The sequence below is a fragment of the Proteus sp. PR00208 genome (genome assembly GCF_016238545.1).
Classification (GTDB): domain Bacteria; phylum Pseudomonadota; class Gammaproteobacteria; order Enterobacterales; family Enterobacteriaceae; genus Proteus.
Genome location: NZ_JAEHQE010000014.1, coordinates 67,547 through 92,206, shown reverse-complemented (window position 1 = coordinate 92,206; position 24,660 = coordinate 67,547). Strand labels below are relative to the sequence as shown.

The window sequence follows — 24,660 nt, the reverse complement described above, 5'->3', positions numbered from 1 at the left end:
GTAGCAAAAGGATCTCAATTTTGGAGCATGTGTCGACAACTACGCTCATTATCATACTTGTATGTATGATTATTGCCTCAGCTTATTTTTCTGGGACTGAAACCAGTATGATGACGATTAATCGCTATCGTCTTCGTCATGCTGCAAAACAAGGAAATCGCTCTGCAAAACGTGTGGAAAAATTATTACAACGTCCTGACAGATTGATTAGTTTAGTATTGATTGGCAATAATCTGATTAATATTGTTGCGTCTGCACTAGCTACCATTGTTGGTATGCGTTTATATGGTGATGCAGGTGTAGCAATAGCCACGGGTGTGCTGACCTTTATTATCCTTATTTTTGCTGAAGTGCTTCCAAAATCAATCGCGGCACTTTATCCAGAGCGCGTTGCTTATCCAAGTAGTGTTATTCTTTCTCCTTTGCAAAAAATGATGCTGCCTATTGTTTGGTTTTTTAATAAAATCACATTAATACTCATGCGTATTTTTGGTATCAAATCCCCAATAATACAGGGAAATGCAGTCTCAAAAGAAGAATTGAGAACTATCGTTAATGAATCTAAATCAAAGCTTTCGCAAAGAAATCAGAACATGTTGCTGTCGATTTTAGATTTAGAAAAAGTGACGATTGGCGATATTATGGTACCAAGAAATGAGATTTTTGGTATCGACGTCAATGACGAATGGAAATCTATCGTAAGACAATTAACTCATTCTCCACACGGTCGAATTGTGCTTTATCGTGACACTCTCGACGATGCAATTGGTATGTTACGAGTACGAGAAGCTTATCGCTTAATGACAGAGAAAAAAGAATTTACTAAGCAAATTCTGATGAAAGCGGCCGATAAAATCTACTTTATTCCAGAAAGCACACCATTAAACCTACAACTCGTCAACTTCCAGCGTAATAATGAAAAAGCGGGTGTTGTGGTTGATGAATATGGTGAGATTCAAGGTTTAGTCACTGTTGAAGATATTCTTGAAGAGATTGTTGGTGACTTTACTACCTCGATGTCCCCATCTTTAGCTGAAGAAGTTATTCCTCAAAAAGACGGTTCATTATTAGTCGATGGTACAACAAACATTCGAGATATCAATAAAGCTTTTGGTTGGCATTTACCTGAAGATGAAGCTCGAACGATCAACGGCGTCATTATTGAAGAGTTGGGAGACTTACCTGTTGTAGGTAATAAAATAAAAGTGAGTGACTACGAATTTGAAATACTTGAAGTTCAAGATAACGTCATTAAAAAGGCATTAATTCGCCACCTTTCAATCCCACATCATTAATGCATACAAAATAAGCGCCTTCTAAGGCGCTTATTTCCTACTGTTTATCCTAGCTCAAATCGTAATTTGCTATTACGAAAATCAAACTCTCTGGCGGGTTTCATATAGAAAGGTTCTATCGCTTGCTCTTGTATTAATTTTGCAGGTTTTAATTGTTGATAATCAGAATAGAAACCATGATTTTTGACCCACATAACTAAGTTTAATGCAGGCTGATAAGAATAATCAGCACCATACTCTTCACGCCGACAAATAAAACACGCAGTTTCTCCTTTATTCAAAGTAAGAGAAAGGGACTTGCGTGGAAAATTAGTAATAAGCGCCTCCTCACCGTTTATCGCTTCAATATTAAAATGATGAGGTGCTAAGCTACAAATATTTTCATATTTTAACTGTGAATTATCGCCACTATAACTGTTTGTTTTAATTTTATCTTGTTGAAAATACCAATGATATTGCTCTTCTTCTTTTTCTTTATAAAGATAATCACCACTTATTTTTATTATGGTATTTGTTTGTGGTTTAATGATTTTGGCAAATAATTCAGTATTGAGTTCAGACGATAGCAATAATAAATCAGGCTTGATAATAAGCTCTGGTTCACACTGAGAGCGTTTAACATACTTTTTGTGGACTCGTTCAAAGTAACGATATTCAAGTGCTTTAGAACGTCCTTGATAGAAAAAGGCATCTTTAGGAAATTGGGTACGCAATGTGCCTTTACCTACAAAATAAAATTCTCGAACAAAAAACTCTAACACTAATTTAGGTGATGAGAATTTGCGATTTTCCATAACAAAAGTGTACTCCGTGTATTAAGCATAAATTTAATCCATTACTGTGCTAACAATATAAGAAGATAAGAAAATAAAACAATGGAGTAGAGAAAAGAAAAATAATAAAGGAGATAAAAATAAAAAAGAGACAATAAATCAGGATGCGAATTTCTTGATCTATTGTCCCCTAATTTTATGAAGTGGCAGTGACTTAAATATGTAGCTCTTTTAAAGTCTCTTCAGGTAGTGCTAATTCATCGTTATGATTAATGCCAATACTATGAGATAAAATATCTCGTGCAATATCTTGTGCTTCTGTCAGTGAGTGCATTTCATAGGTACCACATTGGTACACATTCAGTTCTGGGATATGGTTTTGATCTTTTACTTTCAAAACATCTTCCATTGCCGCTTTCCATGCATTAGCTACACGTTGCTCTTCAGGTTGTCCAATTAAGCTCATGTAGAAGCCTGTACGGCATCCCATTGGGGAAATATCAATTATCTCAACACCATCACCATTAAGATGGTTACGCATAAATCCAGCGAACAGATGCTCTAGAGTATGAATTCCTTTCTCAGGCATGGCTTTTTTATTTGGCACAGTAAAACGTAAATCAAATACCGTGATGGTATCACCTGATGGCGTTTTCATTGTTTTAGCAACGCGTACAGCAGGTGCTGACATACGTGTATGGTCAACAGTAAAGCTATCCAATAAAGGCATAAAAAACCTCCTAAGAAAAATTTAAATATTTTTAAGAAAAAATGAAACTTTCTGCAAGTAGCCTGGTCTTAGTAATGAATACGCGCAAATTGTTATCATCCCTATTTCTCTATAGAATTTTTTAGCCACACAAATCTTAGTGTGGCTTTTTTCTATCTAAGTTTAGGAAGCCACGTTATCGGTGTTTGTCCCCGCATGGATCTTCAAATACTCATCAAAAGAAATGGTATCACTCTTTTCTAACTCTTCTTGACGTTTTATGGATGAAATTCTCTCATGATCAAAAGCTTCATCGGTTAACGTTTCATAAGGTGTTTTAATTAATTCTTGGTAATATTCTTCAGCTAAAGACAAGCCGAAACCACCAATGCCTTGCGTTTTAATTTTATCTAAAAGTCTGCCAGAGAAAGTTAATTCAGGATTATCAAACATTTCTTCTAACTTAACGCAAACTTCCATATATTTAGTGCCTGAACAGCAATCAAGAACATTAGCAACACGTTCTAAATCAGCAAATAAGGCTTTACCCACTTGCGCTAATGGCTCTTTTCTTTCACCACAACCCATTCCAATAACTTGACCTGGCTTACGTCCTTCTAGAATAACGTTATTCCAATTTGAACGGCAGCACGCTAATTCAGAGGCGCTCATCTCTGGAGCATCAGCTAATACACACCAGATCAGGAATAAATCAAGGAAGCGAATTTGAGTTTCGTCAACGCCAATTGGCGTAAATGGATTGATATCAAGTGAACGAACTTCGATATATTCAATACCACCACGTAATAACGCATCAGAAGGTGATTCATCCCCTTTAACCACGCGTTTAGGACGAATAGGCGCATAGAGTTCATTTTCAATCTGCAACACATTGGTGTTTAACTGAATATATTCACCGTTTTTCTTAACACCTAATTTAGCAAACTCTTCAGAAGGCTTATGAATCGCTTTTTTCAGCCCTTTGACATACGTTTCAAGATGATTAAAGGTGATATCTAAATCGCTTTGAGATTTATTGGTATACCCTAAATCACTTAAACGTAATGAAGTTGCATAAGGTAAATACTTCGCCCCTTTAGGAGTGCTTTCAAATGGTAGATTTGTTTCTCTTCCTTTTAAGAAAGATCCACAAATTGCCGGTGATGCACCAAAGAAGAATGGAATGATCCAGCCAAAGCGATAATAGTTACGAATAAGACGTAAGTAACCATCAGAAATCGCCTCTTTCCCACTCTCTTCATCTTTTACATTTGCCCATGCTTGCCAAAATTCGATAGGCAGTGAGAAGTTGTAATGCACACCTGAAATAGTTTGCATTAACGCGCCATAACGATTTTTAAGCCCTTCACGATAGAGTGTTTTAAAACGCCCAACATTAGAGGTACCAAATTGAGCCAAGGTAATCTTATCTTCGGCTTCAATAAAGCAAGGCATACTCATAGGCCACATACGTTCATTATCTAAGTGACGAGCTGTATAGCGGTGTAAATCACCTAAAAAATGCAAGGTATGTGCAATGTTGTCATCAACAGGTGTAATAAACTCTAATAGAGACTCAGCAAAATCAGTTGTGATCCATTTATGAGTTAATGATTTACCTAATGAAATAGGATGCTCTGTTGATGCTAAATTGCCTTCTGGCGTAACTCTTAAAGTTTCACGCTCTATACCACGGTGGATGCCACATAAAACTTTAGGGTGTGCTTCCAACCAAGAAAGCGCTTTTGATACGTCCGGGATCAAAGGTGACCTCCCGCGTTGATTGATGTTAGTAAATAGATAGGAGTTACTTTATCGCAAAGTCACTAAATTGTCGCTGATTAGATGATGTTAGCATTGTTAGTTGGTGCTAAACAAAGACGTTATATTATGAAAAATAATAGAATGGTAGAAAGCAAAAAGCCCCGCAATAAGCGAGGCTTTTAAGATGGTGCATCCTGGAGGATTCGAACCTCCGACCGCTCGGTTCGTAGCCGAGTACTCTATCCAGCTGAGCTAAGGATGCGGGTCTGACGTTTTTGCTAGAAATAATAAACTAAAGAGATCTAATAAAAGATGGTGCATCCTGGAGGATTCGAACCTCCGACCGCTCGGTTCGTAGCCGAGTACTCTATCCAGCTGAGCTAAGGATGCATCGTAGTTACTTTTCTAGCTGCTCATATTGCAATTAGCAATCTGAGTAATGAGATGGTGCATCCTGGAGGATTCGAACCTCCGACCGCTCGGTTCGTAGCCGAGTACTCTATCCAGCTGAGCTAAGGATGCGCCGTTTTAATACTTTACGCTTTTAATGCAAATTATTCACCATTTGCACCAAAATAAAAACCCCATACATTAATCATGGGGTTGGAATATGGTGCATCCTGGAGGATTCGAACCTCCGACCGCTCGGTTCGTAGCCGAGTACTCTATCCAGCTGAGCTAAGGATGCAAATCTAAATGGCGGTGAGAGAGGGATTCGAACCCTCGATGCAGCTTTTGACCGCATACTCCCTTAGCAGGGGAGCGCCTTCAGCCTCTCGGCCATCTCACCATATTTAGAACCACTCGAAGAAGTTCTTACTGAACATCTCGTCTCTGTGTGGCGCACATATTACTTTCTCAGCCTAAGAAGTCAAACAATTTTTCTCAACTTTTTACGAATATACGTTTGTTTGAACACTTCACAAACAAACTGATGCGTTTATCATCAAGATTGGCTAAAAAAGTTCTAAACACAATGATATCGCTGATGAAAAATCATTCAAGTATTTTATTCTCTTAGTAAATAAATTCATTCACACATCAAATAATTGTGAAGCGAATGATTAGAGGTAAAAAGACTTTCAATTCTGTCAATCAGAATAAACGGATAGTGCAATAATAAATACAGTTCAAGGAGAGCGAAGATAGGAACAAAGAAAGGAATCAAAAGTCTTATAAAGAGAAAAGCGCCCAAACCCGGCAAAAGTGTGGACGCTTACGAATGAATTGTAACTGACTAAAAAATGGGAATTGATTTAGTAGTTATCAGTAGGCTGAGTTTTCTCGGCCTGAATTCGTTGATAGATCTCTTCACGATGGACTGATACTTCTTTGGGTGCGTTTACGCCAATCCGTACCTGATTACCTTTAACCCCTAAAACGGTTACGGTCACATCATCGCCTATCATAAGCGTTTCACCAACTCGACGAGTTAGAATAAGCATTCTTTGCTCCTTGAAAATTTACAAGAGTCGGGTCTCTAGAATTTCCCGGCCATTATCCATCATACATTGTCAATTCGTATAATCATTATTTATCACAAGTAACTCATACTTCATAACAAAATATAAATTTAGTGATTGATTATTTAACGGATTATCAATATCTCTATAAGGCGTTATCCCGATACAAACAGGGATAGCGCCTTTTTTCAGGTTGCTATCGCTTACAGATGCGATTCAACCCACTCGTCAACACTTGCCAAAGCAGCAGGTAAGGCTTCAACGTCAGTACCACCAGCTTGAGCCATATCAGGGCGACCGCCACCTTTACCGCCAATTTGCTGTGCTACAAAACTAATTAGCTCACCCGCTTTAACTTTAGCAGTTAAATCTTTAGTGACCCCAACAATTAAGCTCACTTTACCATCAGAAATAGTAGAAAGCACAATAATTGCAGAACCTAATTGATTTTTTAAATCATCAACCATTGTTCTTAACATTTTCGGCTCAACACCATTAAGCTCACGAACTAAAAGTTTGATACCTTTCACGTTTTTAGCTTGGCTACCTAAAGAGGAACTCTCTTGGGCAGCTTGCTGATCTTTTAGTTGTTGGAGTTCTTTTTCTAATAAACGATGTTTTTCTTGGACTGTTTTGATTCTTTCGACCAAGTTTGTACCATCACTTTTTAGAACTTGTGCAACAAGAGAGATGAGATCTGATTGTTCATGAATACTCTCAATTGCTGCAATACCCGTAATCGCCTCAATACGACGAATACCAGCCGCAGTACCTGACTCACTGACAATGCGGAATAAACCAATATCACCCGTTCTAGAAGCGTGAGTACCACCGCAAAGCTCAGTAGAGAAGTCACCCATAGTTAAAACACGAACTCGTTCGTCGTATTTTTCACCAAAGAGTGCCATCGCACCTTTTTCTTTCGCATCTTCAAGATCCATTAACTCAGTGACAACTGGTGAGTTAAGACGGATTTGCGCATTTACAATATCTTCAACTTCCCGTAATTGTTCTGGTTTAACAGCTTCAAAATGAGAAAAGTCAAAACGCAGATATTTATCGTTAACTAAAGAACCTTTTTGCGTAACATGCGTACCCAGAACTTGACGCAATGCTGCGTGTAATAAGTGCGTCGCAGAGTGATTTAAACGAATAGCATCACGGCGAGCAGTATCAATGGCTGCATTGATTTTATGGTTAACAATAAATGACCCTACGTTAACTTTACCAATATGACCAATAGCTTTACCGTATTTTTGCGTATCTGTGACTTCAAACAGGCTATCTTTACCTGTTAGAACACCTTTATCACCAACTTGACCACCAGACTCTGCATAAAATGCGGTTTTATTTAAGAAGATAATACCTTCTTCACCTGCTTTTAATTCAGTGACTGATTGTCCGTTATGGAAAATAGCGGTAATTGTGCCCTGCTGTTCATCATGCTCATAACCAGAGAACTCACTGCGACTATCCACTTTGATTAAACTATTATAGTCAGTACCGAAACCGCTGGATTCACGAGCGCGTTTACGTTGCTCTTCCATCGCGACTTCAAAGCCTTTTTCATCAACTTTGATATTTCTTTCACGACAAACATCGGCAGTTAAATCAAGAGGGAAACCATAAGTATCATAAAGACGGAAAGCGGTTTCACCTGGAAGAACGTCATCTGTTAATTGAGCAAGCTCTTCATCTAATAATTGCAGACCACGTTCTAACGTGCGAGCAAACTGCTCTTCTTCCGTTTTTAATACTTTTTCAACGATATCTTGTTGGCGTTTTAATTCTTCACCCGCTTCTGCCATAACTTCAATTAATGGAGCTACTAACTTATAGAAGAAGGTATCTTTAGCGCCAAGCATATAACCATGACGTACTGCACGACGAATAATACGACGCAGAACATAGCCTCGGCCTTCATTAGAAGGGATAACGCCATCGCAAATAAGGAATGAACAAGAACGAATATGGTCGGCAATAACACGTAATGATTTATTTTCTAAATCTGTTGCATTAGTCACTTGTGCAACTGATTTAATTAAAGAACGGAATAAATCAATGTCATAGTTAGAGTTTACATGCTGTAAAACAGCGGTAATACGCTCTAATCCCATTCCTGTATCAACCGATGGTTTTGGCAATGGATCCATTGTGCCATCTGATTGACGGTTAAATTGCATGAAAACGATGTTCCAGATCTCAATATAGCGATCGCCGTCTTCTTCTGGTGAGCCTGGAGGTCCGCCCCAAATGTGGTCACCATGGTCATAAAATATTTCAGTACAAGGTCCACAAGGGCCTGTGTCACCCATTTGCCAGAAGTTATCTGATGCAAATGGTGCCCCTTTGTTATCACCAATACGGATTATTCTTTCTGCTGGAATACCAATTTCTTTATTCCAAATATCATAAGCTTCATCATCTGTGGCATATACCGTTACCCAAAGTCTTTCTTTAGGTAAGTTGAACCACTCTTTGCTTGTTAATAATTCCCAAGCAAAATTGATTGCATCATGTTTGAAATAGTCACCAAAACTGAAATTACCTAGCATTTCAAAAAAGGTATGGTGACGAGCGGTATAACCCACATTTTCTAAATCGTTATGTTTACCACCAGCGCGCACACAGCGTTGCGCGGTTGTCGCTCGGGAATAAGGTCTATTATCCAATCCAAGAAATACATCTTTGAATTGGTTCATCCCTGCGTTTGTAAACAGCAATGTTGGATCGTTATTTGGAACCAAAGAACTGCTAGGTACTATTTGATGTCCTTTAGTATGAAAAAAGTCGAGAAACGCCTGACGGATCTCAGCGGTGCTTTTGCTCATAATTATCCCGAAATCAAGCTGGAAAAACAGAAATTAGAAATCTAGTTAGAGGAGGTTTATTGTTACCTCTACTTAGCCAACGAATACATAAGTAGGGATAAGATAGAATTTCTTCTGTCAGAAGTAAAACCCCCGATAAACTTATTCGTATTGACATTGTAAATCGTCTAGTTTTTTTCTGAAAGTGGGATTGTTATCTGAGAATGGGACTTTTCTCTATTTAAGAGCAATTATCTTGGGAAATGTTAATAACTTAAAGTATTTTCATTTTGTAATTATTAAAAAGTATTTGCTATTACTGCTTTTTTGTGGAGTTACTCTTTATACGTTTATTTTCTCTGGATAATCTCTTTTTCTTATCGCAATTAGTAATAAACACATAGATATTATTACTTAAATAAAATATTGAGAGCGCGATAACTTACTAAAATAAAAGCACTTATCCGTATAAAATTCATCTTACATCTCAACAAACCTTTAAATGCAATTTAAATTAGATCCAAATATATTGAAGATATTTATCTTTATATGTCAATTATTTATTATCTGGTGCAACCAGATTATCGTAATGATTCTTATTTAGATTATTTATTAACAAGGATATATCACCAAAATTTCACTATATAAAACTTCATACAACTATAGAAAATAGGTTAGTAAAAAATATCGTTATATTAAGTAAAGTAGTGTTAAAGGCTATTTTTTAGAAAAAGAAAACAAAATAAGACTAACTTTAGCTCTCTTTTGAATAAAAAATACGACATATAGCAAAAAGGAAGCCATTTTATAGCTTCCTTTTCTAAGTGAGTTAAATCACATTAATTGACTAGTGATTTACAACTACGATAATCGTAATATGTTTTAATACACGTTCAATTTAGTCATTTAGACATTGGCAGAAAAATTATTCTTCTGTCTCTTCAATGTCTGCAGCATTATCACTATCGTTAGTAAAATCGGCTGCGCTAGTAAATTCGCCCGCATGATTTAATAACATTTCACGTAGTTTAGTGTTTAGCTCATCATACATTTCAGGGTGTTCTTTCAGGTAAGTTGTTGCATTGGCTTTACCTTGACCAATTTTCTCACCATTGTAGCTGTACCATGCGCCAGCTTTCTCTACCAATTTATGTTTAACACCTAAATCAATCAATTCGCCAAAGGTATTGATACCTTCACCATACATAATTTGGAATTCAGCTTGTTTAAATGGCGCTGCAATTTTGTTTTTCACCACTTTAACGCGTGTTTCACTACCAACAACTTCATCACCGTTTTTAACAGAACCGATACGACGAATATCTAAGCGAACAGATGCGTAGAATTTAAGTGCATTACCACCTGTTGTAGTTTCTGGGTTACCAAACATAACACCGATTTTCATACGAATTTGGTTGATGAAAATAAGCAATGTGTTGGAGTTTTTCAGGTTACCCGCTAATTTACGCATGGCTTGGCTCATCATACGAGCAGCTAAACCAACGTGCGAATCACCGATTTCACCTTCAATTTCTGCTTTTGGCGTTAAGGCAGCAACGGAGTCAACAACGATAACATCAACAGCACCAGAACGAGATAACGCATCACAAATTTCTAAGGCTTGTTCACCTGTATCAGGCTGAGAACATAGCAGGTTATCAATATCTACACCTAGTTTTTTAGCGTAGATAGGATCTAAAGCGTGTTCAGCATCGATGAATGCACAAATTTTTCCTTCACGTTGAGCAGCAGCGATAACTTGTAGAGTTAACGTTGTTTTACCAGAAGATTCTGGGCCATAGATTTCAACAATACGGCCGCGTGGTAAACCACCAGCACCTAAAGCAACGTCTAATGATAAAGAACCTGTAGAGATGGTTTCAACGTTCATGGAACGATCTTCGCCCAGACGCATGATAGACCCTTTACCAAATTGCTTTTCAATTTGACCAAGTGCTGCGGCCAATGCTTTTTGTTTGTTTTCATCAATAGCCATGTTATCTCCCTCTGGGCAGTGAAGCATAAATATGGGTCACTACCATTAAAACGTATATGATTTTGCTTGTTGAAATTCATTATACTGTATAATCATACAGTATCAAGTTAATTATTAATAATTTCTTTAAGGATTGATTTTAAAGAAAAAATAACAGATGCCGCTCTTACCTGCTCTCGTGAACCACTGAATATACAGTGTTTTGCCGTAGTTTGAATACCTGTTGGTGTTTTCATTGCAAAGCCAAACCAAACTAAACCAACGGGTTTTTCTTCGCTACCACCACCAGGGCCAGCAATACCGCTAACAGACACTGCAAAATCTGCATTAGCGGCTATCAGTGCTCCTTTAGCCATTTGAAGAACGACTTCCTCACTCACCGCGCCGTATTTAAGCAAAGTTTGTTCATCAACGCCTATCATTTCATGCTTTGCTTCATTGCTATATGTTACAAAGCCACGGTGATAATATTCAGAACTTCCTGCAATATCAGTGATAACTTTCGCAATCCATCCGCCAGTGCAAGATTCAGCGGTTGTTATCGTGCTCTTCTTTTCAAGTAATGCTTTACCCACCTCAATACTTAGGCGGGTCATTTCATCGTAATTTATCATTAAGGTTCATCTAACCTCTATTCTAAATCTCACTGTTTAAGATTTCTTTCTGGTGCAATCCCATAACCATAGACCACCAATTGCTATGGCAAAAATAGCACCAAACCCAATTCCGATAGCAACGACAGAGACACCAATGCTCGTCACCAGTGAGAATAATCCAAGCATTAATAGCATTGCCGTATTTTCACCTAAGTTTTGTACAGCAATAGCATTACCAGCACCTACACTGTGCTTTCCTTTGTCTTGTAATAGCGCATTCAATGGCACGACAAAGAAACCGCCAAAAATACCGATAATGATAAGAATTAGGTAAGATGGAATAATTGAGGTTTGCAATGAGAAGTAAACAACACCAAGACCAATTAAAATACCGGCAGGCATACAGCGGCGTACTGTTTTCAGTGTTACAAATTTAGCGGCAAGCCCCGCACCGACTACAATACCAATGGCAACCATCGCATTTAATATAGTCGGTGTCGTATTATCAGTCATACCTAGAGCAATAGGTACCCACTGAACAAGTAAAAAACGCAATGTAACCCCTGCGCCCCAAAACATGCTGGTTCCCACTAAAGAAAAACGGCTTTCTTTATCAGTCCATAAGGTACGCGTTGCCTCAAGAAATTGAGTCAACATTCTTTTAATGTTCCAACCTCGCCCGATTTGAGCCGCTGATAATTTTGGTATACCAAAGTTAACAAATACCGCTAAAGCATACATTGCAGCGCAAACACCTAATGCAAAAACAATGCTCCAATCTGAGAGCAAACCACCAATCACTGAACCTAATAAAATAGCAGCAATCGTTGATGCTTCCATTAAACCATTAGCTTTTACTAAGCGTTCACCATCGGTAAGTTCGCCTAAAATGCCATATTTAGCAGGAGAATAAACAGCAGCACCAATTCCCACTAAGGCATAACCAAGGAAAGGATCTGAGCCAACACAGATAAGAAATGCGCCTACGAATTTTAAAAGGTTCCCACTGAGCATTACCCTACCCTTAGGATTACGATCAGCAAACTGCCCAACAAAAGGTGCTAAAAGAATAAAAGCCAGCACAAATACCATTTGTAAAACAGGTTGGCTCCACTCAGGGTAAAGCGCCGATTTAAACTGAGCGAGGATCGCAAACAATAATGCATTGTCAGCAAAAGCAGAAAGAAATTGCGATATCAATACCGCTTTCATTCCTCTACTCATTAAGGGGGGCTGACTAATATTCTCTGACATTAGTTATTTTCCTGTTCAGCAAGTTTTTTCAATGAGACAAAATCCGTTTTCCCACTTCCTAAAACAGGAATTTCTTTGATAAAACGAATATCCTTTGGTACAGCAATTTCAGCAACACCTTCCGATTTTGCCAATGCTGATAGCGTACTACGATCTAATTGCTTATCGGTTGTGAACAGAACTAATGATTCGCCTCTACGTTTATCACTTATTGTCACAACAGCGTGTTCACCTTTAGAGGCTTTACGTGCAAGTTGCTCAACACCTTCAAGAGAAACCATTTCACCCGCAATTTTTGCAAAACGTTTTACACGCCCTTTAATAGTACAAAAACCTTCACTATCAATAGCAACAATATCACCAGTGTCGTACCAACCTTCTTCGTCAATACCGTCAGCATTGGTTGCGACAGGGACTTCCAATTTTTCAGGTGATTCTACACGTAAGTATCCCATCATTACGTTAGGACCACGAAGTTGTAATCTACCGCCTTCGGTAATACCACTCATTGGAATTAAACGCCCTTCCATACCCGGCAATAAGCGCCCTACTGTATGAGCTTTGGCACTCATAGGTACGTTGATTGACACAACAGGTGCGCATTCTGTTACGCCATAACCTTCTAAAATACGAATACCGAATTTCTCTTGCCATAAAACACGCGTTGATTCAGAGAGCTTTTCAGCCCCAGCAACCACATATCTAACTCTGGCAAAATCATAAGGATGGGCAAACTTTCCGTAGTTTCCTAAAAAGGTTGATGTACCAAATAACACCGTACAGTTTTGGTCATAGACTAATTCAGGTACAACTCGATAGTGTAACGGACTTGGATAAAGAAAAACACGTGCGCCCAAGCAAATTGGAGTTAGCAAGCAAGCAGTTAAACCAAATGCATGGAATAACGGCAATGCTGACATAAATTTGTCTTTCGGGGAAAAATCAGCAATAGCACGAATTTGATCAACGTTAGCCAATAAACTTGAATGGCTGTGAACAACACCTTTAGGCGTACCTTCAGAGCCTGATGTAAATAGAATAACGGCTGCATCATGTGCATCTTGCGGTAACATCGCTTTTTTAGGCGTAATAAGATGTTTAATTACCCAACGTTTATCTTCGCTGGTGACAGTATCTTTTAGATCCTCAAGATAAATCCAATTAGCTTCAGGGGTTTGCTCAGGAATATGTAATAAATTCCCTTTTTCTAGAAACTGGCGTGATGTAAAGATGGTTTTGATTGATGCGGCTTTCATCGCATTTTGTACACCTAAACTACCTGCCGTGTAGTTTAGCATTGCCACAACACGTTGACGCATTGTTGCACCTAATAGTGCAGCCGCAGTTACTGTTGTATTTGGAAGCAATAAGCCTATACGCTCTTTAGGTTCAGTGTAGCGCTCAATCAATCGACTGATCCCTAACGTTTTTTTCAGTAATCCTTGATAAGAATCTTCTTTTAGGTTGATATCAGAAATTAGCGGGCTAAATCGACCATATTGAGACATTGCCTGTAAAAATGCTTCATACAGCGTGATATTAGGACGTGTTTGCATGATGGCTTCCATCATGATGTCACGCATGGCTTCACCCGCTAATCGGCGACGCTCAGAAGATTTTTCAGCTTTTGGCATCGGCAAATCAACAGCAGGAAGCACCTTGATGGTGATTTTAGGAAAGAATTGAGACTTTACTCGTAAGCTTTTACGTACTCGTGAAAAATAGCTGAATTCAGCCCCTTCAATTCTAACAGGAACAACTTTAGCGCCTGATTTTGCGGCAATAAAAGCAGCACCTTCATAAATTTTCATTAAACCATTTGTTACAGTGATCCTTCCTTCTGGGAAAATCACAACTGGGCGGCCTTTATCCACTTCTTTAACTAACTGACGCACGGCCATTGGGTTAGCGGGATCTAAAGGTACGATATCGGCATAACGACCTAACCATCTTGTCGTTTTTGCAGAAGCAACAGAGGTATAAACAGCAAATACAGGATTAATAGGCAGAAATAAACGTAATAATATACCGTCAATAAAAGAAGTGTGATTTGGTGTAATTATACATTTTTCATATTGTGAAAACTGATTAACAAGTCCTTCAATTCTTATTCTAAATAAGAATTTAAATAGTGTTTTAAAAAACGCTATCAACATCATATCCATATCTCATTTTGCTATAATTAGCCTTACTATAAATAGGATGTGATGAAAATAAAATAGATGTTCCCTGTTTTATCCTTTATATCAGACGACTTCTTAATTATTTCGTGAGTTTTGCGAGAATTGCCTCAATAATCTCATTTATAGGTAATCCCGCATCAACAATGATATCAGCACATTGCAAATATAAAGGTTCACGTTTAGCCAAAACGTCATTCATTTCTGAAACTAACGTTTTACCTGTCAAACTTGGTCTTTGTGCTTCATTTGGATCTTGGGACAAACGCTTAACTAAAGTTTCAAGAGATGCCCGTAAATAAATAGTAACACCTGAAGATTTCATATAAGCACGATTTTGATCTGCTAAAATCATACCACCACCCGTTGAGATAACTTGGTTAGGCTGACTAACTTGGACTAATGCTTCTGATTCAGTTTGACGAAAAAAATCCCAACCTTTCTCTTGAACCATTGAAGATATAGTTTGTTGATATTTTTGAGTTATCCAATCATCCGTATCAATAAATCTATAATCTAAAGTGAGGGAAAGTGCTTTACCTACTGTTGTTTTTCCTGCACCTCTAGGTCCGATAAGGTAAATTGTACTATCCATAAAATGCACTATCTCCATAGTGTGTTCCCTTTTAGGGGTGTAATTAAAAATTTACATACTGTAAAGTATGAAATATCATACCTGATGTAACAAAAAAATAAAGCCACACTTTAGAAAAGTATGGCTTATTTAATCATCTTAACACTTAGCTACGAATTGTATTATCACCGTAACCAATCCATTTATAGGTCGTTAAGGCATCTAATCCCATTGGCCCTCTAGCATGTAATTTCTGTGTACTAACAGCAACCTCGGCACCTAAACCGAATTGTCCACCATCAGTAAAACGTGTACTTGCATTAACATACACAGCAGCAGAATCAACTTGGCGAACAAAGCGATCAGCATTAGAGATAGATTGCGTTAAAATAGCATCAGAGTGTGCAGTACCATAACGGCGAATATGGCTAATAGCCTCAGTTAACCCACTCACTACTTCTACATTTAAATCAAGTGATAACCATTCATCGCAATAATCAGCATCTTTCACATCAACAACAGTAGCTCCGCCTTTTTTTAACCCTGCTAATGCCTTCTCACTTGAATGCAAAGTCACCTTTTGAGCTGCCATAGCATCACTTAGCTGTGGTAAAAATAGATCTGCAATCTTTTCGTGTACTAAGAGCGTTTCTAAAGAGTTACACGCGCTTGGACGTTGTACTTTCGCATTTACGATAACTGTTAATGCTTTTCCTAAATCCGCACTTTCATCAACAAAAGTATGGCAAACGCCGATACCACCAGTAATAACTGGAATGGTTGATTGTTCACGGCAAAGTTTATGCAACCCTGCACCACCTCGTGGAATAAGCATATCAATATACTCATCCATTTTTAGCATTTTAGCGACTAACTCACGATCAGGCTTATCAATCGCCTGAATAGCACCAGCAGGAATACCACATTTTTCTAATGCTTGCTGAATAACAGCAACAACCGCTTGGTTAGTATGATGAGTTTCTTTTCCACCACGAAGAATAGCCGCATTACCTGTTTTCAAACATAAAGAGGCGACATCAATTGTGACATTAGGGCGAGCTTCATAAATAACACCTACAACCCCCAACGGCACACGGCGACGCTCTAAACGTAAACCGCTATCTAGCATACGGCCATCAATAACTTGACCCACAGGATCTTCTAAGCGACACACTTGTCGTACATCATCTGCAATGGCTTTTAAACGTGCAGAATTTAGTAATAAACGATCAAGCATAGCGGCATTAATATTGGCTTCACGAGCCGCTTGCATATCTTTTTCATTTGCTGCAAGAATTGAAGCTTCTTGTTGTTCTAATAAATCAGCCATAACTAGTAATGCCTGATTTTTTTGCTCTGTTGATAGTTGAGCTAAATGCCAAGATGCCTCTCTTGCCGATTTACCCATTTGTTCTAACATCAGAAGGCTCCTTAGCTAACAATCATATCATCACGATGTACGGCAACACTGCCATACTCGTAACCTAAAATTTGACTAATTTCTTGTGAATGGTGTCCTGCAATTAGACGCAGTGCATCACTATTATAGTGTGCAACACCATGAGCGAGATCTTTACCTTGTAAACTTTGAATGCGGATAACACATCCACGAGAGAAATCGCCTTTAATTTCTTTGATACCTTTTGGTAAAAGGGAGCTACCTTTTTCTTTAATTGCGTTTTCAGCTCCTTCATCAACCACTATCACACCAGCTATTGGCGCACCAAAGATCCACCGCTTACGCGCTTCTAATGGACTTTGTAAGCCATGAAATAACGTTCCAACAGGTTCATTATTGATAACTTTAGCGATAACTTCAGGTTGTACGCCTGCCGCGATGACAACATCAATACCCGCACGCCCTGCAACGGTTGCTGCTTGTAGTTTTGTTGCCATACCACCCGTACCTAAACCTGATACGCTATCACCTGCCATTTGGCGTAACTCATCATTGATATCAAAAACTTCAGGGATCAATTTAGCATCTGGATTACTACGAGGATCAGCGGTGTAAAGCCCTTCAATATCCGTTAGTAATAACAGTTTATCTGCACCGCCTAAAATAGCCGCTAATGCCGATAAATTATCGTTATCACCCACTTTAATTTCCGCGGTAGCAACAGCATCATTTTCATTGATAACGGGGATAATATGGTTATCTAACAGTGCATGTAAGGTATCGCGTGCATTTAAGAATCGTTCTCTATCTTCAATATCAGCACGCGTTAATAGCATTTGACCAATATGAATACCATAGATGGCAAATAACTGTTTCCATACTTGAATTAAAGCACTTTGCCCCACAGCGGCAAGCAACTGTTTTGAAGCAATAGTTGCAGGCAAATCAGGATAATTCAAATATTCACGCCCTGCTGCAATTGCACCTGAAGTGACAATTATAATCCGATGCCCTTTTTCGTGTTGTTTAGCACATTGGCGAACCAGCTCAACAATATGAGACTGATCCAGACGTCGTGAACCACCAGTAAGTACACTTGTCCCTAATTTAACAACCAGCGTTTGGCTGCTACTCATAACATTTACCATTCTTGTTGATTATTTAAAAAGATAATACACAGTTTTATCAGGAGAGAAGCGTTATGCCAACTGACATAACGCAAAATCTATGAAAAGTTGCCCTAACACAAAATTAGGGCTGAATGGGAAGCGGAAATTTGTTCATTTTTTCATCTGGAATGAGTGTCATCTCTAATTCACTCACCGCGAGTTGAAGAAATTCATGAAAACGAATAAGTGTTTCATTAATTGACTCAACAACATCATTCTTACTGATGTTCTGATGGAGCCAATCACCATTTTTATCGAATAGCCCAATTTGATAATGATAAATGAGCTGTTCATTATTGCGTTCTAATTCCATCCACCAGCCCCAAAACTCTCGTTTTTCCGGCGCGACTTTTTTATTTACACAAACAGCTAAACAGTCAAAAAAGAACTGGCTCTCTTGGCATTGTTGCTCTCGGATATATGGGCCGATTTGAGCAAAACGCTTTAATAACTTACCTCGGGTAGGGTTCAAAGATGAAGTCATAAATTCAGTCTCCTTAGAAACTCTACTGTTATATAATCTAATATAATTAGCAAGTTATTGTTCAAAATTAATTATATTAATTTATCATAGATCCAATCTGCGCTTTTTTGTAACGCGAGCTCTAAACCTTCGTAAAGCGGCTTATCATTAATAGCAAGAATGTCACCATCCATAGAAGAGCGTGCAATTAATTGCGAATCCTCTTTAGGGCTCATTTCATCACCTTTCCAATAAACCCCCATCATAGGAACAGGCATACGCCGCCCAATCAGGCCTTGGTTTTTCAGGGAGTAACTGCTCAATGATAATCGAAGATTATTCTCATCAATATTCCATAACCCTAAACGACTTGCTAACACATCAAGATACATCACAGGAATTTTTTTCTGCAATTCAGCTTGGGTAAAGAAAGCGTGGATCAAAGGGCCTAAGGCAACAACACCTTTAATCAATTTTGGGTAGATATAAGCTAAGCGCACGGCAATATTACCGCCAAAGCGAAAGCCCATCACACCAACACGAGTATGATCAATCCAAGGTACTTCAGAAAGTTGTTTTAGAACTTCACCTTGTAATTGGCATGTATCTTCCGTTAGTTTTTGTTTTACTGAATAACCAATTGCGGGCATATCCAGTGTTAGCATTGCAATACCTTTAGGGGAAAGGTAATTACGGAAAAAGCTGACATAATCGCTTTGTAAACCGTCTAATCCGCCACAAAATAACACGGTAGGATAAGGGCCTCTACAATCTTTGGGTAAATGCAGAAAACCCGTTGTCGTCCCTTTTCCCTCTAATTTAAATGTCAGTTTTTTGACTTCAAAAGAGGAGAATTTTGTCGCATTCTCAAAAGCTTTCATCGACAAAATAACTGCTTGATCCGCTAAAAAATCACCATTAATAAAGGGATATGCAGCAATACTATAAAGATGTGCGGCTTGTAACCAACAATCTGCTGCGGCATCACCAGACTCTTCACATAATGCTTTTTGTTGCCAGATCATCGCTTGATGTGACCATTCAAATGACCAGCCACCTTTACGATACCCAACAACAGTATCGATAAATTTTTCATCACTACGAGGTGCATCAGGCACCGCAATTCGGCTTAATACCTCTTCTATTTCAATAGGAGAAATACCTCGCCAAATCCATTGTAAACGTTGAATTGTTCGATACCAATTTAGCTGGCTTGTTCCATTTAATACAGAGTTTGTCGCTATATTTGATTTTGGATGTGTGTACTGTATTAATGTTGACGTTTCTGCGTGTTTTGCACGAGGCTTAAACAGTGTTTCAGAAAGGTTTTTGTTCTCTGTCATATCGCTCTTCAAATCAGTGGATATCGTGTAAAGGGGCTTAAAAGTCTGGCTTTATCATAGCATGAAATCGACGGGAACAATGTGTATCACGACAAGCAATCGCACGAAGACATCATAAAGAGGAAGAGAAAAGAGAAAAGAGCTTAAAAACAAAAATCCCCGCCTAAGCGAGGATCTCAATTAAAACAGCAAAGCGAATGCTATCAACTTATTTTTGATCGCAAACAGGTGGAATAAAGGCAACACCCATATCCCAAGGCTGTTCAATCCATGTATTTTGCGGAATATCAACCACAAAATCATCCACTAAAGGACGCCCTTCTGGTTTTGCAAAGATAGTGACAAAATGCGCTTTTGGATACATCTCACGGATAACTTTAGCAGTACCACCAGTATCGACTAAATCGTCAACAACGATAAAGCCTTCACCATCACCTTCTGCTTTTTTTAAGATTTTGAGGTCACGCTGATGATCGTGGTCATAGCTAGAAATACAGACTGTATCCACATGACGGATACCTAATTCACGAGCAAGTAATGCAGCAGGGACTAATCCCCCACGGCTGACAGCAATAATGCCTGTCCATTGTTCGACTGGTAGTAAACGTTGCGCCAATTGACGGGCATGTATTTGCAACATATCCCACGTTACAACATATTTTTCGCTCATAATATTGTGATCCTAGCTACTGAAATTTCGAGAGAAGCTTTTTTGCGGAAAAAAAGGTTGCGCGAGATTATAGTGATTTGAGCACCTAAAAACCAGAAAAAACGTGAAAACAGGTGAGATTATCCTAATTTTTTTCTGTAATGTCTTTTTTCGATTAAAAAATGAACCATATAAAAAATGAATGCAAAATAGAGATCTAATTTCTTAGATAGAGATGTGAATAGAATGACGCATTCATCAGAAGAAAGTGATATTCTCAACTATATTGGCGTATAACGCTCAGAATAATAAAGCTAACCCTTAAAAAAGCGGTAGGCTATCAATAACACAGATGCTGTTAGAGGAGATCCATCGTGTCTGAACTATCTACTCTATCCCCACAACCACTATGGGATATTTTTGCAAAAATTTGTTCGATTCCACATCCATCACATCATGAAGAAGCCTTAGCTTCCCACATTCTTTCTTGGGCAAGTGAAAAAGGACTTTTTGCAGAGCGCGATGCCGTTGGCAATATTTTAATTCGTAAACCAGCAACCAAAGGCATGGAAGATCGTAAAACTGTTGTTTTACAAGCACACTTAGATATGGTGCCACAAAAAAACAACGACACCGTTCACGACTTCACTAAAGATCCAATTCAACCTTACATTGATGGCGAATGGATCAAAGCGAAAGGCACCACATTAGGTGCAGATAATGGTGTTGGTATGGCATCTGCATTAGCTGTTTTAGCTGATGACACTGTTAAACACGGCCCATTAGAAGTGCTGTTAACCATGACTGAAGAAACAGGTATGGACGGTGCTTTTGGTTTACAACCGGGTTGGTTACAAGCTGATATTCTTATCAACACAGACTCAGAAGAAGAAGGTGAAATCTACATGGGTTGTGCGGGTGGTATTGATGTTAAAACCACAGTAAGCCTTTCTTACGATGCAATCCCAGCAGGTCACGTTGTTAAACAACTGGTTCTAAAAGGATTAAATGGCGGCCATTCTGGTGGTGATATCCATTTAGGCTTAGGTAACGCAAATAAATTATTGGCACGTTTTTTAGCGGGTCATGCAGAAGAATTATCACTGAAATTAATTGATTTCCACGGTGGTACACTGCGTAATGCGATTCCTCGTGAAGCAAACATTGTTTTTGCAATTCCAGCGGATAAAGTCAAAGAATTAGAAGCATTAAAAGTACGCTTTGAAGAATTGCTAAAAAGCGAATTAGCGATCGCAGAGAAGAATCTAAAAGTTGAATTAATTGATACAACAACAGATAAAAAAGCGTTCACCGCAGATTGCCAATCTCGTGTCATTAACTTACTTAATGCAATGCCAAACGGCGTTATTCGTATGAGTGACGATGTTGAAGGTGTTGTTGAAACTTCACTAAACGTCGGTGTTGTTAGCATTGTTGATGATAAAGTAGAAATTCTGTGCTTAATTCGTTCTCTAATCGATAGTGGTAAAACCTATGTTGTTAGCATGCTGACAGCATTAGCAAAACTGGCTAAAGCCGATATTGAAACGAAAGGCGGTTACCCTGGTTGGAAACCAGATGCAGACTCTCCTGTTATGCATTTAGTTCGTGACACTTACCAACAACTGTTTGATAAAGTACCAAATATCATGGTTATCCACGCAGGTCTTGAGTGTGGTCTGTTCAAAAAACCTTACCCAGATATGGATATGGTTTCTATTGGGCCAACAATCCGTGGTGCTCACTCACCAGACGAACGCGTTCACATTAAGAGCGTCGGTCAATACTGGCAATTATTAACCGCGATTTTAAAAGCAATCCCTGCTAAATAATCTCGCTTTAACGTTAATAATGAAACCCGCTTATTGGCGGGTTTTTTGTTACTGAAGTCTCTGCAAAAAAATCATTTCTCTCTCATTCTCAATGAATTTCCCTTAAATATCATAATTTATAGAATGCTAATTATTATCATTAGCATTAATGTTTAATGAGTGATATTTTCACTGCTCCGCAGTTAAAGTTAAAAATAAAAAATTCAAAGGGATCGATTGTGTCTAATAAAAATTATGCTGTTAGCGTCTTACTCGCCTTACCGCTAAGTCTGTTATCTGTTCAAATTCATGCAGCAGTTAATCAAAATACGCCTGAAAAAATAGTTGTGACAGCAACTTCATCACAAGATCCACAAGCGCCTGTTTCAGGTTTTGTGGCAACAAAAACATTATCAACAAATAAAACACTGACTGAAATTGAAAAAACACCACAATCCATTAGCGTGATCACCCGTGATCAAATGGACGCTCAAGATGTCAGCTCAGTTTCTCAGGCGTTACGTTATACACCTGGAGTTTTCACAGAATATCGTGGAAGTTCTAATCGTAATGATGAGGTTTTTATTCGTGGATACAGTTATGCACCACGCTTTCTTGATGGATTAAGTTATGGAATGGGAGCTTCATCGTCAACTGGCGCAATTGATCCATGGTTATTAGAGCGTGTTGAAGTTGTTAGAGGACCTGCATCTGTTCTTTATGGCCAAGTAAACCCAGGTGGCCTTGTTGCAATGACAAGTAAAAGACCAACTGCATCCCCTATTCGTCACATTCAAGTACGTGCAGGTAATGATAAATTAGCAGAAACCGCTTTTGATTTTTCGGGTACATTGAGTGATGATAATCGAGTTCTTTATCGCCTAAATGGTATTGCTAAAACACAACATACCCAAATAAAAAATTATAAAGAAGAGCGTTTTGCGCTCGCTCCTGCCATTACCTTTTTACCGAATGAACAAACACGTTTAACATTATTAAGCTTTATTCAGCAAGAGCCTGAAGCCGGTTATCGTAATTTTTTACCCGCTTACGGTACAGTAAAAAGTACGCCAGAAGGTACTATTCCCTTTGATTTTGATGTCAACAATCCCGATTACCATAAATCATGGCGCCAGCAATATGGTATAGGTTATGAATTCGAACACGAATTTAATGACACACTAAAAATTGTACAAAATGCTCGATACAGCCATATTAATCAAAAATATAAATATCTTGTTTTTGGTTCTTTAAGAAAAGATAACCCTTATATTCTTGAGCGCCGAGCTCAACAAGAGCAGCGAGAAACAGATACTTTAGGAATAGATACTCGCTTACAAGCTGACTTTGCTACTGCAAAACTTAATCATACTGTGATTGCTGGTATTGATTATCAGTGGAGTAAAGATCAAGATAATTTACTTCGTGCAATGGGCCCCGAGTACGATCTTGATTGGCGTGATCCTAATTATCACTATCCAATTGATATGAGCTTACAAAAACCCGCAACCGATCAGCGACAAAAACGTGATCAAATCGGGTTGTATCTACAAGATCAGATCCAATGGAAAAATTGGATCTTACTTGCAGGCTTACGCCAAGATTGGGCTCAAGTTCGGACTCATGATTTCTTAGCTAAAAGCTATGTTCAACAAGATGATCATAAGTTAACGGGTCGCGCAGGGCTTTTATATTCTTTTGATAATGGTATTTCTCCTTATATTAGTTATAGCACCTCGTTTGAACCTAATTTACAAACTCGCCGCGCACCAGGAAGTGCCCCTTTTGAGCCTAGCGAAGGTCGTCAATTAGAAGCTGGAATTAAATACCTCACACCAAATGAACAAACATTGGCAACACTCTCTGTTTATCAATTACAGCAACGCAATGTAACCAACTACAATGCTGAAAAAGCGTATTTTGAACCAGTGGGTGAAATTAGAAGTCGTGGTGTTGAAGCGCAAATTAATAGCCAATTAACTGAAAATATTTCATTTATCAGCAGTTATGCTTATACCGATACTGAAGTAAGAAAAACCATTATTGCGGGAACACAGGGAAAAGAACTCCCTAGAGTTCCTAAGCACATGGCATCATTTTGGGGTCAATATGATGAAACATCAGGGCTATTTAATGGCTCTAAAGCAGGCTTTGGCGTGCGATATGTTGGCGTATCTCAAGGTGATACCAAAAATACAGTCAGTGTGCCCGCAGTTACGCTTTATGATGCCATGATTGGCTATTCATTAGGTGAGCTATCACCTTCTTTAAAAGGTGCTGAAATTCAGCTTAATATGAATAATATTGCGAATAAACACTATGTTGCATCTTGTGCTGGTGATACTGCATGTTTTTATGGGATCGGCAGAACAATGACAGCAACAATGAATTATCGCTGGTAAGACTATATAG

At 38.5% G+C, this 24,660-nt stretch carries 18 protein-coding genes and 5 tRNA genes; 3 read left to right on the top strand and 20 right to left on the bottom strand.

The window, feature by feature from the left end:
- Positions 1-20 precede the first annotated feature (20 nt).
- Positions 21-1,295 (top strand): HlyC/CorC family transporter, encoded by a 1,275-nt coding sequence (locus JEP36_RS11175; protein WP_196534253.1) that lies wholly within the window; start codon positions 21-23, stop codon positions 1,293-1,295.
- Between the two features lie 44 nt (positions 1,296-1,339).
- On the opposite strand, the gene JEP36_RS11170 is transcribed toward JEP36_RS11175, so the two are convergent.
- The 20 genes from JEP36_RS11170 to gpt form a co-directional block, all read right to left on the bottom strand.
- Positions 1,340-2,089, bottom strand: a complete 750-nt coding sequence (locus tag JEP36_RS11170; protein ID WP_198626086.1) for a hypothetical protein — start codon at positions 2,087-2,089, stop codon at positions 1,340-1,342.
- A gap of 193 nt (positions 2,090-2,282) precedes the next feature.
- Positions 2,283-2,798 carry an S-ribosylhomocysteine lyase gene (gene luxS, locus JEP36_RS11165; RefSeq protein ID WP_109374402.1) on the bottom strand — a complete coding sequence of 172 codons (516 nt, stop codon included), beginning with the start codon at positions 2,796-2,798 and terminating at the stop codon, positions 2,283-2,285.
- A gap of 162 nt (positions 2,799-2,960) precedes the next feature.
- Positions 2,961-4,541 (bottom strand): glutamate--cysteine ligase, encoded by a 1,581-nt coding sequence (gshA, locus tag JEP36_RS11160; RefSeq protein ID WP_109374403.1) that lies wholly within the window; start codon positions 4,539-4,541, stop codon positions 2,961-2,963.
- Between the two features lie 185 nt (positions 4,542-4,726).
- Positions 4,727-4,803 (bottom strand) — tRNA-Arg (locus JEP36_RS11155).
- 51 nt (positions 4,804-4,854) lie between these two features.
- Positions 4,855-4,931: transfer RNA gene (locus JEP36_RS11150), tRNA-Arg, on the bottom strand.
- Positions 4,932-4,986: 55 nt separating this feature from the next.
- Positions 4,987-5,063: transfer RNA gene (locus JEP36_RS11145), tRNA-Arg, on the bottom strand.
- 89 nt (positions 5,064-5,152) lie between these two features.
- A tRNA-Arg gene (locus tag JEP36_RS11140) sits at positions 5,153-5,229 on the bottom strand.
- A 9-nt stretch (positions 5,230-5,238) separates the two neighbouring features.
- Positions 5,239-5,331: transfer RNA gene (locus tag JEP36_RS11135), tRNA-Ser, on the bottom strand.
- 466 nt (positions 5,332-5,797) lie between these two features.
- A complete protein-coding gene (csrA, locus tag JEP36_RS11130) occupies positions 5,798-5,986 on the bottom strand; it encodes a carbon storage regulator CsrA (protein ID WP_004244778.1) in 189 nt (62 codons plus the stop codon).
- 221 nt (positions 5,987-6,207) lie between these two features.
- Entirely contained in the window at positions 6,208-8,835 is a 2,628-nt protein-coding gene (gene alaS / locus JEP36_RS11125) for an alanine--tRNA ligase (RefSeq protein ID WP_196534255.1), read from the bottom strand.
- A gap of 904 nt (positions 8,836-9,739) precedes the next feature.
- Positions 9,740-10,810, bottom strand: coding sequence for a recombinase RecA (gene recA, locus JEP36_RS11120; RefSeq protein WP_099075159.1), 1,071 nt, complete (start codon positions 10,808-10,810; stop codon positions 9,740-9,742).
- Between the two features lie 107 nt (positions 10,811-10,917).
- Positions 10,918-11,424, bottom strand: coding sequence for a nicotinamide-nucleotide amidase (gene pncC, locus JEP36_RS11115; protein WP_198630200.1), 507 nt, complete (start codon positions 11,422-11,424; stop codon positions 10,918-10,920).
- A 36-nt stretch (positions 11,425-11,460) separates the two neighbouring features.
- On the bottom strand, positions 11,461-12,660 hold the full coding sequence (gene lplT / locus JEP36_RS11110; protein WP_198630199.1) for a lysophospholipid transporter LplT: 1,200 nt from the start codon (positions 12,658-12,660) through the stop codon (positions 11,461-11,463).
- Positions 12,660-14,819, bottom strand: coding sequence for a bifunctional acyl-ACP--phospholipid O-acyltransferase/long-chain-fatty-acid--ACP ligase (gene aas, locus JEP36_RS11105; protein WP_198626084.1), 2,160 nt, complete (start codon positions 14,817-14,819; stop codon positions 12,660-12,662). Before aas ends, lplT begins: the two co-directional genes overlap by 1 nt.
- Positions 14,820-14,922: 103 nt before the next feature.
- On the bottom strand, positions 14,923-15,435 hold the full coding sequence (gene aroL, locus JEP36_RS11100) for a shikimate kinase AroL (RefSeq protein WP_198620978.1): 513 nt from the start codon (positions 15,433-15,435) through the stop codon (positions 14,923-14,925).
- 145 nt (positions 15,436-15,580) lie between these two features.
- Positions 15,581-16,834 carry a glutamate-5-semialdehyde dehydrogenase gene (locus JEP36_RS11095; protein ID WP_196534260.1) on the bottom strand — a complete coding sequence of 418 codons (1,254 nt, stop codon included), beginning with the start codon at positions 16,832-16,834 and terminating at the stop codon, positions 15,581-15,583.
- A gap of 11 nt (positions 16,835-16,845) precedes the next feature.
- Entirely contained in the window at positions 16,846-17,949 is a 1,104-nt protein-coding gene (gene proB, locus JEP36_RS11090; RefSeq protein WP_109373927.1) for a glutamate 5-kinase, read from the bottom strand.
- 115 nt (positions 17,950-18,064) lie between these two features.
- The gene (crl, locus tag JEP36_RS11085; RefSeq protein WP_075672399.1) at positions 18,065-18,466 is read right to left on the bottom strand and encodes a sigma factor-binding protein Crl; all 402 of its coding nucleotides are present in this window, start codon (positions 18,464-18,466) and stop codon (positions 18,065-18,067) included.
- Positions 18,467-18,537: 71 nt separating this feature from the next.
- On the bottom strand, positions 18,538-19,788 hold the full coding sequence (gene frsA / locus JEP36_RS11080) for an esterase FrsA (protein ID WP_198620979.1): 1,251 nt from the start codon (positions 19,786-19,788) through the stop codon (positions 18,538-18,540).
- A gap of 208 nt (positions 19,789-19,996) precedes the next feature.
- Complete coding sequence (gene gpt, locus JEP36_RS11075; protein ID WP_006534780.1) at positions 19,997-20,458, bottom strand: xanthine phosphoribosyltransferase; 462 nt, start codon at positions 20,456-20,458, stop codon at positions 19,997-19,999.
- Between the two features lie 353 nt (positions 20,459-20,811).
- On the opposite strand from gpt, the gene pepD reads away from it, so the two are divergent.
- On the top strand, positions 20,812-22,269 hold the full coding sequence (gene pepD, locus JEP36_RS11070; RefSeq protein WP_196534262.1) for a beta-Ala-His dipeptidase: 1,458 nt from the start codon (positions 20,812-20,814) through the stop codon (positions 22,267-22,269).
- 218 nt (positions 22,270-22,487) lie between these two features.
- Positions 22,488-24,650: a TonB-dependent siderophore receptor gene (locus JEP36_RS11065; protein ID WP_198630198.1), complete on the top strand. Its 2,163-nt coding sequence runs from the start codon at positions 22,488-22,490 to the stop codon at positions 24,648-24,650.
- Positions 24,651-24,660: the final 10 nt, after the last annotated feature.

Coding starts and splice junctions, on each gene's coding strand:
- JEP36_RS11170 (WP_198626086.1), bottom strand. CDS start 2,089: ATGGAAAATCGCAAATTCTCATCACCTAAATTAGTGTTAGAGTTTTTT.
- luxS (WP_109374402.1), bottom strand. CDS start 2,798: ATGCCTTTATTGGATAGCTTTACTGTTGACCATACACGTATGTCAGCA.
- csrA (WP_004244778.1), bottom strand. CDS start 5,986: ATGCTTATTCTAACTCGTCGAGTTGGTGAAACGCTTATGATAGGCGAT.
- alaS (WP_196534255.1), bottom strand. CDS start 8,835: ATGAGCAAAAGCACCGCTGAGATCCGTCAGGCGTTTCTCGACTTTTTT.
- recA (WP_099075159.1), bottom strand. CDS start 10,810: ATGGCTATTGATGAAAACAAACAAAAAGCATTGGCCGCAGCACTTGGT.
- pncC (WP_198630200.1), bottom strand. CDS start 11,424: ATGATAAATTACGATGAAATGACCCGCCTAAGTATTGAGGTGGGTAAA.
- lplT (WP_198630199.1), bottom strand. CDS start 12,660: ATGTCAGAGAATATTAGTCAGCCCCCCTTAATGAGTAGAGGAATGAAA.
- aas (WP_198626084.1), bottom strand. CDS start 14,819: ATGATGTTGATAGCGTTTTTTAAAACACTATTTAAATTCTTATTTAGA.
- aroL (WP_198620978.1), bottom strand. CDS start 15,435: ATGGATAGTACAATTTACCTTATCGGACCTAGAGGTGCAGGAAAAACA.
- JEP36_RS11095 (WP_196534260.1), bottom strand. CDS start 16,834: ATGTTAGAACAAATGGGTAAATCGGCAAGAGAGGCATCTTGGCATTTA.
- proB (WP_109373927.1), bottom strand. CDS start 17,949: ATGAGTAGCAGCCAAACGCTGGTTGTTAAATTAGGGACAAGTGTACTT.
- crl (WP_075672399.1), bottom strand. CDS start 18,466: ATGACTTCATCTTTGAACCCTACCCGAGGTAAGTTATTAAAGCGTTTT.
- frsA (WP_198620979.1), bottom strand. CDS start 19,788: ATGACAGAGAACAAAAACCTTTCTGAAACACTGTTTAAGCCTCGTGCA.
- gpt (WP_006534780.1), bottom strand. CDS start 20,458: ATGAGCGAAAAATATGTTGTAACGTGGGATATGTTGCAAATACATGCC.